Here is a 14,630-nt window from a genome sequence, read left to right as displayed (position 1 = left end):
AAGGCCCTGCCGCCGGACGGCGTTACTTGCGCGCCACCTGCCAACCGAGCCGCTGGAGCGTGCGCTCCAGCTCCTCGATTTGCGCCGGGCCGGTGGTCTCCAGCGTCACCTCCACCATGGCCTCCCCCAGGCCCGCCTTGGAGAAGGCGCGCTCGTGATGGATTTCCACCACGTTGGCGCGCAGGTCGGCCACCTGCGTGGTGAGCTTCGCGAGCATGCCGGGCCGGTCCGGCAGCCGTACCTCCAGCTGCACCAGGCGCCCGGCCTTCACCAGGCCGCGCTCGATGATGCGGCTGATGACGTTCATGTCGATGTTGCCGCCGCTGAGGAGGATGGCGGTGCGCCGGCCCTTCGCGGCGGGCACCTCGCCGCTGAGCAGCGCCGCCAGTCCCACCGCGCCGGCGCCCTCCACCACGCTCTTCTCCTGCTCCAGGAGCGTGAGGATGGCGGCGGCAATCTCCTCCTCGTCCACCGCCACCACGTCGTCCACGTACTTGCGCACCATGGGGAAGGTGAGGTCCCCCACGCGCTTCACGGCGATGCCGTCCGCGATGGTGGTGCCCGCGTTGGCCAGGACGACGCGCTCGTCCGCCTCCAGCGAGGCCTTCATGCTGGCGATGGTCTCCGCCTGCACGCCCACCACGCGGATGTTCGGCCGCGTCTCCTTGAGCGCGCACGCGACGCCGGAGATGAGCCCGCCGCCACCAATGGGGACGAGCACCACCTCCAGGTCGGGGCACTGCTCCAAGAGCTCCAGGCCGATGGTGCCCTGGCCGGCGATGACGTGCGCGTCATTGAAGGGGTGGATGAAGACGCGGTCCTCCGTCTTCTGGATGCGCAGCGCCTCGGCGTAGGCCTCGTCGTAGTTGGTGCCCTTGAGCACCACGCGCGCGCCGTAGTCGTCCTTCGTGCGCGACACCTTGATGAGCGGGGTGCGCTCCGGCATGACGATGGTGGCATCCACGCCCAACCGCCGCGCGTGGTACGCCACGCCCTGCGCGTGGTTGCCGGCCGACGCGGCGATGACGCCCCGGCGCCTCTCGTCCTCCGTCAGCGTCAGCAGCTTGTTGAGGGCGCCGCGCTCCTTGAAGGCCCCCGTGCGCTGCAGGTTCTCCAGCTTGAAGAACACCGCGGCGCACTCCGTCCGCTCCGTGAAGTAGTCCGACTGCGGGCACGGCGTGGGGCGGATGGCCGAGCGGAGGCGCTCGCGCGCGGCCTGGATGTCCTGGAGGGTGACCATGGGCGCGCCTCTATCGGAAGCGCGCCCCGGGCGGAAGAGACAGGCGGGATGGGCCTGTCTCGTTGCGTGCTTTCTGCGGCGCGTCAGATGCCGCGCAGCACGGTGGCCTTGCCCACGCGGCCAATGGCGAGGATGTAAGCGGCCGTGCGCATGGACACCTTCCGGGAGCGGGCCACCTGGGCCACGCGCTCGTAGGCCTCCTTCATGGACTTCTCCAGCTCGGCGTTGACGCGGTCCTCTTCCCAGGACAGGTGCTGGAGGTTCTGCACCCACTCGAAGTAGCTCACCGTCACGCCGCCGGCGCTGGCGAGCACGTCCGGCACCACGAAGATGCCACGCTTCTCGAAGACCTCGTCCGCCTCCGGCTGGGTGGGGCCGTTGGCGCCTTCAATGATGAGCTTCGCGCGCACCGCGTGGGCATTCTCGCGGGTGAGCACGTGGCCCAGCGCCGCGGGGATGAGGACCTCGCAGTCCGCGCCCAGCACGTCGTCGTTGCTGCACGAAGCACCGCCGCTGAAGCCCGTCACCGTGCCGGTGCGCTTCACGTGCTCGAAGAGGGAGGGGATGTCCAGGCCCTGCGGGTTGCGCACGCCGCCCAGCGCGTCCGCCACGGCCACCACCACGCCGCCGTCCTCCCAGAGGAGCTGCGCGGTGTGGCTGCCCACGTTGCCGAAGCCCTGGAGCGCGAAGCGCGTGCCCTTCACCGGCAGGCCCAGGTCCCTCAGGATTTCACGCGCCACGTAGAGCAGCCCGCGGCCGGTGGCCGCCTCGCGGCCCTTGGAGCCGTACAGCTCCAGCGGCTTGCCCGTCACCACCGCCGGCGAGTGGCCGTGGTAGCGCGAGTACTGGTCCATGATCCACGCCATCACCTGGGGGTTGGTGTTGACGTCGGGCGCGGGGATGTCGCGCGTGGGGCCGATGACGTCCTGCACCTGGTCCACGAACTTCCGGGTGAGGCGCTCCAGCTCCTTGATGCTCAGCTGGGACGGGTCGCAGGCGATGCCGCCCTTGGCGCCGCCGTAGGGGACATTCACCACGGCCGTCTTCCACGTCATCAGCGACGCGAGCGACGCGCACTCGTCCTGGTCCAGCAAGGGGTGGTAGCGCAGCCCGCCCTTCATGGGCCCGCGGCTGTTGTCGTGCTGGATGCGGTAGCCGAGGAAGGTGCGAATCTCCCCGGAGTCCATCTCGATGGAGACCTGGACCTTCACCTCGCGCAGCGGCGTGGCGAGCAGCGTTTCGATGGGGGTTCCCACGTCCATGATCCGCGCGGCTTTGCGGAAGTAGTAGTTGGTACCCTCGACGGCGCTCATGTGTCGGCAAACTCCTGGATGGCGGCGCGCGAGACCTTAACAGAAGGGGTGCGCTACCATAGGAAATGGCCATGCCTCCCGAACCGCCGGATGCTTCCACCGTGAGCGGGCACCTCCAGGGCCTGGCCCGGCGCATCCGTGCCTTGAGGGAGCGGCGGGGCCTCACCCAGGAGGACTTCGCCGCCCGCTGCGGCATCTCCGTGTCCTTCGCGTCCCTCCTGGAGCGGGGGGAGCGCAGCCCCAGCTACGAGACGCTGCTCCAGGTGGCCGCCGCGCTCCAGCTCCCGCTACACGAGCTGCTGCGCCTGGAGGACACCCAGGACGCGGGCGTCCACCGGCTGGAGGACTTCGTCCGGGCCCAAGGCCTGTCGCGCGCGGACGTGGACCGGCTGCTGACGGTGGCCGAGGTGATGTTCAGCGAGCCACGCCCGGCGGGTGCCGGGGACGCAGGGCCCGCCCGGCCGGAGCCAGCCCGCTGCGGCGAGCCCGGCTGCGACAAGCCGGTGCTCGCCCGGGGCCTGTGCGCCGCCCACTACCACCGCGAGCGGCGCAGGAAGGCCGCCGGTCCGGGGACCGGCGGCGCCTGAGGCACTACTTCCGCTTGGCCTGCTCCACCTTGAGCGTCCGCTCGCCGTGGGGCTTGCCATGCGTCGCCTCGAAGGCCGCCACGTCCTCGTCGGCGACGAAGACATAGGCGTAGGTGGGGCGCAGGTCGGTGCGCAGCACCTTGCCGGCCGGCGCGCCCGCGGCCTCCAGCGCGGCGGTGACGCCCGCCTCGTCCAGCCCGTCCTGCTTGCCCAGGCCCACCCACAGGCGCGTCTGCCCGGGAATCTCCGGCAGCGGCTCCTGACGGGGACGGCGCTCCGGGCGCGCGCCGCGCGGGCGGTGACGCTCCACCTTCAGCGCCTTCTCGCCGTGGGGCTTGCCGTTGACGGCCTCGAAGCCGGGGGCATCCTCCTCGGCCACGTAGGCGTAGCCGTAGGTGGGGCGCAGCAGGGCGCGCAGCACCTTGCCGGCCGGCGCGCCCGCGGCCTCCAGCGCGGCGGGCAGCTTCGCCTCGTCCATGCCGTCGTCCGAGCCCAGGTTCACCCACAGCTTCACCTCGCCGGGGCCCGCGTCCGGGGACGGCGGCGGGCGGGGCGTGGCCTCGCGCTCCGAGCGCGGCTTGCTCTTCTCCACGCGCAGCGTCTTGGCGCCGTGCTGCTTGCCGTTGAGCGCCTCGAAGGCGGCCGCGTCCTCCTCCGCCACGAAGACATAGGCGAAGGTGGGGCGCAGCTCGGCGCGGACCAGCTTGCCCACCGGGGCGCCCGCGTCCTCCAGGGCGGTGGCGATGCTGCCCGGCCCCAGGCCGTCCGCCGTGCCCAGGTTCACCCACAGCTTCGACTCACCGGGGCCCGCCTCCAGCGCCGCCGCCGAGGCACGGCCACCCTCGACGCCGCGCTCGCGCCGGGCCTCCTCACGGCGGGGACGGCGCTCGCGCTCCGCGGACTCACCGCGCTTCTCGCGCCGGTCCTCGCGCTCCCGCCGCTCGCGCTTCTCGCCGCGCTCGCGCCGGCCGCCACCCTCGCGGCCCTCGCTCTTGCGCTCCTGCGCCGGCTCGCGCCCTTCCGCCGCCAGGGCGGCCGCGGCCTTCTCCATGCGCAGGTGGCTGAAGAAGTACTTCAGCAGGAAGGCGATGAGGTCGTCGGCGTCCGCGCGCGGCTTGAGCTGCGCGGCCAGGGGCAGGAAGCCCTCGAAGACGGAGCCGCCCGCGGCCTCCTGGATTTCGCGCACGTGGCGCTCGGTCCACAGGCGCATGGCCTCTTCCGGGGCCGGCATCTCGCGCTTGTCGAACTTGATGCCGTACTTCTTCTCCAGCGCGGTGTACGTCGCCAGCTCGCGCCCGGAGAAGAGGTTGATGGCGGTGCCCTTGTTGCCGATGCGGCCGGTGCGGCCCACGCGGTGCAGGTACACCGCCGGGTCCTCCGGCAGCGAGTAGTTGATGACGTACTCGAGCCCGGAGATGTCGATGCCGCGCGCCGCGATGTCCGTGGCGACCATGAAGGCCACCTCGCCGCGCTTCACCTTGCCCATGACGCGCTCGCGCTCCTTCTGCGGCAGGTCGCCATTGAGCAGCTCCGCGTCGAAGCCGTTGCGGTTGAGCACCGCCGTCACCAGCGCGGTGTCGTCGCGCGTGTTGCAGAAGATGATGGCGTTCTGCGGCTCTTCCTTCTCCAGCACGTAGATGAGGTTGCGCGGCTTGGGGAAGGCGTCCGACACGTCGTAGCGGATGTGGTGGATGTGCTCCACCGTGAAGACGTCGCCGGACAGCAGCAGCGTCTCCGCGTTCGTCGTGTAGCGCGCGATGAGGTTCTGGATGTCCGTGGGGACGGTGGCGCTGAAGAGCAGCACCTGGCGCGTCTTGGGCAAGCGGTCGAGGATGCGGGTGACCTCCTCGTAGAAGCCCTGGTTGAGCATCTCGTCCGCTTCGTCCAGGACGGCGTGGTCACACGCGTCGAGCTTCAGGTTGCCGCGGTTGATGTGGTCGAACACGCGGCCCGGCGTGCCGACGATGATGGGCGTGCCTTCCTCCAGCGCGTCCTCCTGCTGCTTCATGGAGGCACCGCCGTAGATGGCCGCGATTTTCAGGCCCTTGTGCTTGGCGAGCATCTTCAGCTCGTCCGCCACCTGGAGGGCCAGCTCGCGGGTGGGGCAGAGGATGAGCGCTCGCACGCGGCGCTCGTCGGCGGGAATCTTCTCCAGCAGGGGCAGGCCGAACGCGGCCGTCTTCCCGGTGCCCGTCTTGCTGCGGACGATGAGGTCCTTTCCCTCCATGGCGGGCCGGAAGGCGCGGGCCTGGACGGGCGTGGGGTTGGTATAACCGCGCTCCGCCAGTGCGTGGCGGATGGGCTCTGACAGGTTCATGTCGTCGAAGCCGATGTCCGCGATGTACTCGGCGGGACGCGTCGGGGCTTCGTCAGGCGCCGGACTCTCCGGCACGTTGGGCTCTTGGATGTCGCTCATCAAGCATGGGCATAGCCCCTGCATTACCCTGTGGCAACAATCGCGGCACTTTGCTGTATGGAGCCCCCATGGCGAATGGGAGGAAAAGAACCAAAGGTACGTCCCCCCGACCCCGCGTGAAACGGCCGGCCGCGCCAGGGGCTGGCGACGTCGTGGACGCCGAGGTGGAAGGGGCGGAAGCCGAGGCCCAGGCGGACCCGGATTCCCTGGAGCCGGATGCCTCCGAGCTGGCGGAGGTCGAGCCGGAGGCCGACCTGAGCGCGCCCCTGGTGCCCGCCCGGGCGCTCGTTCGCGCCGGTGACGCGGGCCTCTCGCCCAGGGATCCGCTCCAGGCCTACATGGCCGAGGTTCAGCGCCACCCCCTGCTGACGCGGGAGGAGGAGCTCCAGCTCGCCCGGCACTACCGGGAGTCGGGCGACGTGAATGCCGCCTACCGCCTGGTGGCGTCCAACCTGCGCCTGGTCGTCAAGCTGGCCCACGAGTACCACCGCAACCCCCTGTCCCTGCTGGACCTGGTGCAGGAGGGCAACATCGGGCTCATGCAGGCGGTGAAGAAGTACGACCCCGAGCGCGGCGTGAAGCTGAGCAGCTACGCCGCCTGGTGGATTCGCGCGTACATCCTCCGCTACATCATGGACAACTGGAAGATGGTGAAGCTGGGCACCACCGAGGCCCAGCGAAAGCTCTTCTTCAAGCTGCGCCAGGAGCAGGAGAAGCTCATCGCCCAGGGCTTCGAGCCCAGCCCGAAGCTGCTCGCCGAGCGGCTGAACGTCACCGAGCAGGACGTGGTGGAGATGGACCAGCGGCTGGGGCACGACGAGATGTCCATCGACGCCCCGCTGGGCAACGACGAGGACTCGCGCGCCACCCGGGCGGACCGCTACCTGCCGTCCACCTCCATGCCGGCCGACGAGCGGCTGGGCGCCGAGCAGCTCAAGGCCCTCTTCCGCGAGAAGCTGTCCGAGTTCGCCCGGACGCTGGAGGGCAAGGAGCGCTTCATCTTCGAGAACCGGCTCATCTCCGACGAGCCCCTCACGCTCCAGGACATCGGCGACAAGTACGGCGTCAGCCGCGAGCGGGCCCGGCAAATCGAGGCGGCCCTCGTCAACCGGATGCGGGAGTTCATGCGCGAACACATCCCGGACTTCGACCTGGTGGCCAGCCCCAAGGCCTGACGGCGGGGGGGAGGGTGTTCGGCCGGTGACTGGCGATATGATGCGCCAGCCCGGCCGTTCTCCTCGAACCTGGAAGGGGGCCCTCATGCACCGCACGCATCGCCTCGCGGGAGTGTGTCTCGCCGTCGCCACGCTGGTGGCGCTCTCTGGCTGCTCCAACTCGCTGCGCAAGAACTACCTGCGCGACAAGGCGGCCAACCACGTCTACCGCCAGGAGCTGGCGGAGCTGTGGCCCCACGTCCAGGAGGTGCTGCGCAGCCACGGCTACTCCTGGAAGGAGATGCCGGGCCGCTACGTGCTGGAGACGGAGTGGCTGGACTCGGGCGGTGGCAGCCTGGGGCCGGGCACCGCGTCCCGCTTCCTCGTGCAGGGCATCGTCCTCGCTAGCGGCGGGACGGCGCTGCGGGTGATGCGCGGCGACCGCCTCAGCCAGTACGTGGGCGTGGGCTACGTGGACAAGGAAATCAACTCGGACGCGGACTATGTCCAGGCCGTGGCCAACAACCAGGCCAGCGGCACGCTGCCGACGCAGCAGAACTACTTCCGCGACCTGGAAATCGAGCTGGAAATCCTCCGCCGCAGCGACCCGGAGGCGGCCGCGCGCTTCGACGCGGAAGCGCTGGCCGCCCACCCGTAACCTCGCGGCGCGCCGCCCCTACTTCGGCCAGGGGCGGGAGATGACGCAGGCGTTGATGCCGCCCACGCCCATGGACAGCTTGCCCGCGCAGCCCGCGGGCGCCGCGACGGCCTCGTCGAAGACGAAGCGGCCGTGGACGCGGGAAATCTGCTTGTTGAGCTCCGCTTCCTTCAGCGGCGTGGGGAACACCTTGCCCTGGCCGTAGCCCAGGTACTGGGCCGTCAGCTCCCAGCCGCCGCCCGCGGACATGCCGTGGCCGAAGGTGCCCTTGCGCGCGGTAATCAGCACCTGGTCGGGCAGCACGTCGCGCAGGTTCTGCACCTCCAGGAAGTCGCCCGGCGTGGCGGTGGCGTGCAAATCCCAGCTGCCCACGTCCTCGGGGGCGCAGCCAGACGCGGCCAGCGCCTCGCGGATGGCCAGCGTGGGCCCTTCCTTGGACGGGGTGATGATGTGGTCCGCGTCCGCGGTGACGCCCACCGCGATGGGCTCCATGCCCAGCGGCTTGAAGCCCTTGGCCGTGAAGTGCTCCAGGTCACCGAGCACCCACACCACCGAGCCTCCCGCGATGTGCGTGCCGCGCAGCGCGGTGAGGGGCTTGGAGATGGCGGCGTCCGCGGAGATGACGCGGGCGTTGTAGAAGCCGCCCACCGTGAGGGGCATGGGCGGCGGGTCCGTCATGCCCAGCACGACGGCCTTGGCCTGCTCCAACTGGATGGCGTTGATGGCCAGCCGCAGCCCGTAGCCGAAGGACGAGCAGGCGGCCACCGGGGCGAACGTCATGCCGGTGATGCGCCCCATCATCGAAATCTGCGAGGCGGGCGTGTTGTGGATGTTCCACAGCACGTTGGAGGACACCGCGTTCCACGGTGGCTCCGGCGCCATCCACTTCTTCTGGAGCCTGGCGTTGCGGGTGCGCTTCTCCTTGATGACGGCCAGCTTGGCGGACTCCACGTCGCCGTCGTCCGGCACGCCAATGGCCTCGATTTCGCGCAGCTCCGCCAGGTACTCGCGCAGCTCCGGCGAGCGCGCCGCCCAGAACTGCCACCACGCGTCCTCGGCCTCGTCGCGCGTGGCCTCGTCCACCGTGGACGGCTCGGGCGGCAGCCCGGGGAGCGGCTCCTGCGTCTCGCGCCACTGCCGCAGGGCGCTGTTGCGCTCGGGCGCGGACCAGAAGCGGTCCCAGCGGCGCTGGGCGCGGTACAGGTCCAGGGAGATGGAGCGGATGGTGGGCAGGTCCCCCAGGCCGGTGCCCACGTAGGCGTGGGCGCGGGGCCCCAGGGCCTGCAGCTCCTGCTCCAGCCCCGGGTTCTGCGAGAGCGACTGGATGAAGGCGCCGATGGCGTACTGCGTCGGCATGCCCATCTTCCGCTCGAGCTGCGAGAAGCGGCTGCCCGGGAAGCGGGCATCAATCCAGGGCTTGTAGTCGGCCAGGTCGAACTCCGGCATGCCGACGAGGAAGTTGTCGGGGCCGAACCCGTTGAAGGGCGACAGCCAGCTTTCGGCGGACGAGAGGTTGCGCTCGAACGCCTCGATGTTCCTGGACCGGGGGGCGACGACGCCCCAGCCGAAGATGCCTACTCTGCGCACGTGTGACTTTCCTTCGCCGCTAGGGGGCGAGCGGCTGAATCTTCAAGTTGTCGAAGTGGACCCGGGTCTTCCAGCCAGAGAAGCCGAAGTACTGATTGCGCGGCCCCTCCAGCGGGGCGGGGTCCTTGAGCGTGAGGAAGGGCTGTCCGTCCAGCTCCCACGCCAGGGTGCCGCCACTGCGGGTAATCTTGATGTGGTGGCGCTTGCCGGGCACCACCGCGGCGCCGTCGCGCACCGCCCGGTCGTTCGTGTGCTCGTTCTGCCGGGCGATGGCGGACTGGCTGTTGCGCCAGCCACCGAAGATGAAGACGTAGCCGGTGGCGGTGTACTGCAGCCGCAGGTCGCCCGCGTAGAAGGAGCGGCCGTCACCCCACGCCTCCACCTTGATGTCGCCCTCCGGGCTGTCCGTCCAGGCGTCGAACTCGATGACGGCGTTGGTGGGAATGGGCTGCTTCAGCCACACCGGCCGGTTGTGCATCAGCTCCACCACCAGCGCGCCGTCCACCAGCTTCACCGCGGAGGGGTTGGTGACGTTCCACGCGTCGCCCAGCGTGTCGCGGTTGAAGTCGTCCGCGAAGGGGCCCGGAGGTGGCGTGGGGGCGCGCTGCGCCGGCGTGAAGGGCAGCCGGTCCGGGGTGTCCACCCTCAGGTTGTCGAAGAAGATCTGCGACTCGAAGCCGGACAGGCCCAGCCGGTCCTGGCCCGGCCCCTTGAGCGGGTACGGGTCATCCAGCTCCAGCATCAGCTCACCGTCCACGAACCAGCGCAGCAGTGAGCCCCGGCGCTCGACGCGCCAGTGGTACGTACGGCCCGCCTGCACCGGCATGCCCCGCGCTTCCACCCGCACCTTCGTGTCCTTCTTGAAGATGCCGCTGGACTTCAGGTCCACGTTCTCCTGGCCCTTGCGCGCGGCCCGGCGCCGGAGCACGTCCAGCGAGGGCGCGCCCATGTCCCGCCGGGCGATGACGGACATGGAGTTGTTCCACCCGCCCTGCACCAGGATGTAGCCGGAGGACGGGTCCACGCCGTTGCCGAAGAGCTCCAGCCGGATGTCCCCGGCGGGGAGCTCGGAGCGCACGTCGAACTCGACGGCCACGTCATCCGGCAGGGGCGCCTGCAGCCAGAGTGGGTTGTTCTTCACGCCCGGTGCCAGCAGCTCGCCCTGCACCACGCGCCAGTAGCCTCCGGTGGAGAAGAAGTCGCGCCGCACCACGCCGGGGTCGGAGAAGTCCTGGGCGTAGGGCAGCTTCGCCGACACCTTCGCCTCGCCCCGCATCAGGGCGTAGTGGATGAGCGGGAACTGGATGACGAGGATGAGGCCGACGAGCCCGGCCCACCCCTTGCGCGTCAGTCCGCTCGGCTTCACCCACGCGGTGCCCGTGGGAGGCTCCTGCCGGGGAGCGGGCTCCGTGGGGGACTGGTCCTGCTTCTCCTTGCGCCTGGCCTGACCCATCAATCCTTCCGGGGGGAAAGGCGGCGGAATCTACGCCCCGGGCAGGTGGACGTAAAGCGCGGCCAGAGGGGAACGGGGGTTACTTGACCCCCCACCGCTTTTCGAGCGCATGTTGCTCCGCCTGGCGCTGTTTTACCCGTTCCTTCTCGGCTCGCAGCTTGTCCGCTTCCTCGGGGGAAGGCCGGACGGCCAGCTGGTACACCGCGCCGGCCACGGCGAAGAGGGCCGCGGCGATGATGACGCCCCAGGGCTTGCTGGCCACCGCCTCCACCACGCTGCCGAACTGGTGCAACGCGGAGAGCGCCCCGATGACGAGCAGCCACCCGCCCACCGCGGACGCCACCACCGCGGCCACGGCGCGTTGCAGCAGCGCGCCCACCAGGCCGCCGATGATGAAGCCGGGGACGAAGCCCAGGAGGAAGTCCTGCTGTCCGGCAATCTGCCCGGCCAGCAGGCCCAGGGGCACGCCCACGCCCAGGAAGGTGATGGCCGTGGGCAGCAGGAAGCCCAGCGCCATCAGCACGGCGGCGACGATGGTGGCCATCCGGGCCACGTCCGGCAGGCCCAGCTTGAGGACGATGATGGGCGTCCACAGCAGGCCCAGCAGCGCGCCGATGGGGCCCGCCAGCACGCGGAACAGCCTGCCGCCGCCGGCCACGAGCAACGTCACGCCCACGACACAACACACGATGCCGGCCCACATGGGCAGCAGCCGGTAGATGGCCACCCAGCCGGGAGGGTTGAACGTCTGGTACGCCCCGAGGGCCTGGAGGAGGCCTTCCATCGCTGATTCTCCTTGATGCGGTCCGCCGGAGCTTACGCGTATCGGACGATTGCGAGTACCAGCAGCAGCACGAACACGGCGGCGCCGAGGAGCGCGAAGCCGTACAGGGCGCGCGGCGTGGCGGTGCGCCGCAGCAGCGCCTCCGCCTCCGCGCGGTCCTCGGGGGAGGGGGTGCCCGCGAGGATTCGCTCGGCGTCGCGCCGCGCGCCGGCCACGTCGCCGGCCTCCTTGCGGGCCCAGGCGGCCTGCACCTCCGCCGAGCCGGGCGCCGGGGGCGTTTGTCCGCCTTTCGCCATGATGCGGTTCTATACCGGGGAATGCGTATCTGCGTCGACGGTATATAGATACGCCCTATGTCCGCGCGGCGTCTGACCCGTCGAAACCTCCTGCTCGGCACCGCCGCGCTCGCCCCGTTGCTGGCCCGGCGGGCGCATGCCTTCGGTGAGAAGAACCGCTTCATCCCCGCGGTGGCCCGGCACAAGGGCCGCTGGGACACGCGGCTGTCCGGTCTGCGCCGCATCGCCTGGGAGCTGCAGCGCCGCACCTCCGTGGAAGTCGTGCCGGACGCGCGCCCCTTTCCCCTCAGCTCGCCGGACCTCTTCGAGTACCCGTTCCTCTACTTCGGCGGCGAGGGGGAGTTCCCCCCGCTGGAGGACGCGGAGGTGGCCAACCTGCGGCGCTACCTGACCTACGGCGGCTTCATGCTGGCGGACGCCAACGACGCCAGCGACGGCGCCGGCTTCGACGCGTCCTTCCGCCGGGAGATGGCGCGGGTGCTGCCGCAGAGCCCGCTGGCGGAGGTCCCCTCGAAGCACGTGGTGTTCAAGTCCTTCTTCCTGCTGGACGCGGCGCCCGGGCGGCTGCTCAACAAGCCCCAGCTGATGGGCTGCAACCTGGGCAAGCGCGCCGCGGTGCTGTACTCGCAGAACGACCTGGCCGGGGCGTGGAGCCGCAACGAGTCGGGCGACTACGAGTTCGACGTCTCCCCGGGCGGCGAGCCCCAGCGCGAGCTGGCGGTGCGGCTGGGCATCAACGTCTGCATGTATGCCCTCTGCCTGGACTACAAGGACGATGCCGTCCACCTGCCGCTCATCCTCAACAAGCGGCGCTGAAGCACAGGCCCTCCGCCGAAAGCCTGGATGAACTCCCCCACGTTCAACGCCTGGAAGCTCGTCACCCTCTCGCCATTGCCGCCGTGGGCGCTGGTCCTGCTCGCCCTGGGCCTGGTGCTGGGCGTGGCGCTGGCCGCCTGGGGCGTTCGCCGCGAGCCCTCGCGCGGGCGCCGCGTCCTCCTCTGGGCCCTGAGGGCCGGGGCGGGCGTGGCCGCGCTCTTCTTCCTGCTGGAGCCCGGCATCCGCCACCTGCAGGTGGCGCGGATGAAGAACCGCGTGGCGGTGCTGGTGGACCGCTCCGCGTCCATGAGCTTCCCCGCCGAGGTGGGCGGACGCACGCGCTCCGAGGAGGTGGCCGCCTTCCTGGAGCGCGCTGCGCCGCGGCTGGCGGAGCTGCAGGACCGCTTCACGGTGGAGGTGTACGGCTTCGACCCGGAGCTGGCTCCGGCGACGGTCGACTCGCTGAAGACGCCCGCGCGCGCGGGCACCACGGACCTGCTCGCCGCGGTGCGCGCCGCCGCGGGCGCGGGGCAGGGCTCGCGCAAGCTGTCCGGCGTGCTGCTGTTCAGCGACGGCGCGGACAACACCGAGCTCAAGGCGGGCGTGGTGGGCCGGGCGCGCGCGGCGCTGGCGGACCTGAACGTCCCCGTCTCCACCTTCACCGTGGGGCAGGAGACGCTCAAGGACGTCGCCGTGGAGGGGCTGAAGGTGGATGACTTCGCCTTCGTGCGCAACTCGCTCACCGTCGAGGTGGAGATTCACGGCCGCGGCTTCGCCGGGCAGGACATCCCGGTGGTGCTCAGCCAGGAAGGCAAGACGGTCGCGAACAAGGTGGTGCGGATGGAGTCCGCGGACGACGTCAAGCCCGTGGCCTTCACCTTCACGCCGGACCAGACGGGGCGCTTCGTCTACACGGTGACGGTGCCCACCTTCCCGGGCGAAGCGGTGGCGGACAACAACACCCGCTCCTTCACGCTCAAGGTGATTCGGGACCGCGTGCGCGTGCTGCTGGTGGTGGGCCGGCCTTCCTGGGACGAGCGCTACCTGCGCGGCCTCCTGCGCCAGGACGCCAACGTGGACCTGGTGTCCTTCTACATCCTCCGGACGCTGTCGGACGACCCGGGCGTGGTGAACGACCAGCGCGAGCTGTCCCTCATCCCGTTCCCCATGGAGGAGATTTTCGACACGAAGCTGGACACCTTCGACGTCGTCATCTTCCAGAACTTCGGGCACTCGGACCCGTCGCTTTCCATCGCCGAGTACGAGCGCAACCTGGAGCGCTACGTCCACAACGGCGGCGCCTTCGTGATGATTGGCGGCGACAGCGTGCTGGGCGAGGGCCGCGCCACCATGCCCACGTTGATGGAGGCGCTGCCCGTGGCGGCCGCGGGCCCGGCCAACCCGGAGCCCTTCAAGCCGCGCCTGACGCCCGAGGGCCTGCGTCACCCGGTGACGGCCATTGGCATGGGCGCGGCCAGCACGGAGGCGGCGTGGGCCGAGCTGCCGCCCATTCCCGGCGCCAACCTCACGCAGGCGCGCCCGGGCGCCACGGTGCTGATGGACCATCCGCACCTGACGGTGGGCGGGAAGAACGCGCCGCTGGTGGCGGTGTGGGACTACGGCCGGGGCCGCTCGCTGGTGATGGCCACGGATGCGTCCTGGTACTGGGCCTTCGCGGCGCACAAGGATGGCTCGCCCAGCCGCGCGTATGACCGCTTCTGGGGCAACGCGCTGCGGTGGCTGGTGAGGGACCCGGACCTGACGACGCTGAAGGTGACGGCGGACCCGCCGTCGGTGGAGCCGGGCCGGCCCGTGGGCGTCGTCGTCCAGGCGCGGATGGCGGACTACCAGCCGGCCCAGGACGCGCAGGTGCGGGTGGAGCTCTTCTCCGTCGCGACGCAGCGGCCGGTGGCGGTGCAGACGGGGACCACGGGCACGGACGGCGTGGTGCGGCTGGAGTTCGAGCCCCCCGAGCCCGGGCCGTACAAGCTGCTGGCCAGCGCGAAGAAGGGCGAGACGGACCTGGGCAAGGGCGAGGACGCGGTGGCCGTGCGCGCGGTGGGGCCCGAGCTGTCGGACGCCTCGGTGCGGCCGGAGTTGATGGCGCAGATCGCGAAGGTGACGGGCGGCAAGTCGTACTCGCTGCCGCAGGATGGCCTGCCGGAGGTGCCGCTGTTGGATCCGCCGGTGGTGGAGGTGGGGCGCGCCCGGGACCAGCCGCTGTGGGACCGCTGGTACTACCTGGTGGCGCTCATCGCGCTGCTCGGCGCGGAGTGGTTCGCGCGCCGCCGCTTCGGCTACGTGTGAGGCGGTGCCTCTCCCGGAT

Annotated in this window: 12 protein-coding genes; 5 read left to right on the top strand and 7 right to left on the bottom strand. The window is 70.7% G+C overall.

The window, feature by feature from the left end:
- Positions 1 to 22: 22 nt before the first annotated feature.
- A complete protein-coding gene (gene ilvA / locus VZL07_RS05815) occupies positions 23 to 1,240 on the bottom strand; it encodes a threonine ammonia-lyase (RefSeq protein ID WP_426754341.1) in 1,218 nt (405 codons plus the stop codon).
- 83 nt (positions 1,241 to 1,323) lie between these two features.
- A complete protein-coding gene (locus VZL07_RS05810; protein ID WP_426754340.1) occupies positions 1,324 to 2,553 on the bottom strand; it encodes a Glu/Leu/Phe/Val family dehydrogenase in 1,230 nt (409 codons plus the stop codon).
- A 71-nt stretch (positions 2,554 to 2,624) separates the two neighbouring features.
- Here VZL07_RS05810 and VZL07_RS05805 point away from each other — a divergent pair, with 71 nt between their 5' ends.
- Positions 2,625 to 3,140, top strand: a complete 516-nt coding sequence (locus VZL07_RS05805) for a helix-turn-helix domain-containing protein (RefSeq protein WP_426754339.1) — start codon at positions 2,625 to 2,627, stop codon at positions 3,138 to 3,140.
- A 4-nt stretch (positions 3,141 to 3,144) separates the two neighbouring features.
- On the opposite strand, the gene VZL07_RS05800 is transcribed toward VZL07_RS05805, so the two are convergent.
- Positions 3,145 to 5,556: a DEAD/DEAH box helicase gene (locus VZL07_RS05800; RefSeq protein WP_426754338.1), complete on the bottom strand. Its 2,412-nt coding sequence runs from the start codon at positions 5,554 to 5,556 to the stop codon at positions 3,145 to 3,147.
- A gap of 68 nt (positions 5,557 to 5,624) precedes the next feature.
- Here VZL07_RS05800 and VZL07_RS05795 point away from each other — a divergent pair, with 68 nt between their 5' ends.
- Together VZL07_RS05795 and VZL07_RS05790 are read left to right on the top strand one after the other, a co-directional pair.
- Positions 5,625 to 6,731: a sigma-70 family RNA polymerase sigma factor gene (locus VZL07_RS05795; RefSeq protein ID WP_426754337.1), complete on the top strand. Its 1,107-nt coding sequence runs from the start codon at positions 5,625 to 5,627 to the stop codon at positions 6,729 to 6,731.
- 85 nt (positions 6,732 to 6,816) lie between these two features.
- The gene (locus tag VZL07_RS05790; RefSeq protein ID WP_426754336.1) at positions 6,817 to 7,368 is read left to right on the top strand and encodes a hypothetical protein; all 552 of its coding nucleotides are present in this window, start codon (positions 6,817 to 6,819) and stop codon (positions 7,366 to 7,368) included.
- Between the two features lie 18 nt (positions 7,369 to 7,386).
- Here the strand turns inward: VZL07_RS05790 and VZL07_RS05785 are convergent, their stop codons facing one another.
- The 4 genes from VZL07_RS05785 to VZL07_RS05770 form a co-directional block, all read right to left on the bottom strand.
- On the bottom strand, positions 7,387 to 8,955 hold the full coding sequence (locus tag VZL07_RS05785) for a beta-ketoacyl synthase N-terminal-like domain-containing protein (RefSeq protein ID WP_426754335.1): 1,569 nt from the start codon (positions 8,953 to 8,955) through the stop codon (positions 7,387 to 7,389).
- A gap of 19 nt (positions 8,956 to 8,974) precedes the next feature.
- The gene (locus VZL07_RS05780; protein ID WP_426754334.1) at positions 8,975 to 10,408 is read right to left on the bottom strand and encodes a hypothetical protein; all 1,434 of its coding nucleotides are present in this window, start codon (positions 10,406 to 10,408) and stop codon (positions 8,975 to 8,977) included.
- Between the two features lie 79 nt (positions 10,409 to 10,487).
- The gene (locus VZL07_RS05775; protein WP_426754333.1) at positions 10,488 to 11,192 is read right to left on the bottom strand and encodes a hypothetical protein; all 705 of its coding nucleotides are present in this window, start codon (positions 11,190 to 11,192) and stop codon (positions 10,488 to 10,490) included.
- A 32-nt stretch (positions 11,193 to 11,224) separates the two neighbouring features.
- The gene (locus tag VZL07_RS05770; RefSeq protein ID WP_426754332.1) at positions 11,225 to 11,488 is read right to left on the bottom strand and encodes a molecular chaperone DnaJ; all 264 of its coding nucleotides are present in this window, start codon (positions 11,486 to 11,488) and stop codon (positions 11,225 to 11,227) included.
- A 57-nt stretch (positions 11,489 to 11,545) separates the two neighbouring features.
- Between VZL07_RS05770 and VZL07_RS05765 the strand changes: the two genes are divergently transcribed.
- Together VZL07_RS05765 and VZL07_RS05760 are read left to right on the top strand one after the other, a co-directional pair.
- Positions 11,546 to 12,304, top strand: a complete 759-nt coding sequence (locus VZL07_RS05765; RefSeq protein ID WP_426754331.1) for a DUF4159 domain-containing protein — start codon at positions 11,546 to 11,548, stop codon at positions 12,302 to 12,304.
- A 27-nt stretch (positions 12,305 to 12,331) separates the two neighbouring features.
- On the top strand, positions 12,332 to 14,611 hold the full coding sequence (locus VZL07_RS05760) for a glutamine amidotransferase (RefSeq protein ID WP_426754330.1): 2,280 nt from the start codon (positions 12,332 to 12,334) through the stop codon (positions 14,609 to 14,611).
- The last annotated feature ends 19 nt before the right edge of the window (positions 14,612 to 14,630 follow it).

It is taken from the genome of Pseudomyxococcus flavus (genome assembly GCF_050038885.1).
GTDB classification, from domain to species: domain Bacteria; phylum Myxococcota; class Myxococcia; order Myxococcales; family Myxococcaceae; genus Myxococcus; species Myxococcus flavus.
This window is presented reverse-complemented; position numbering and strand designations above follow the sequence as displayed.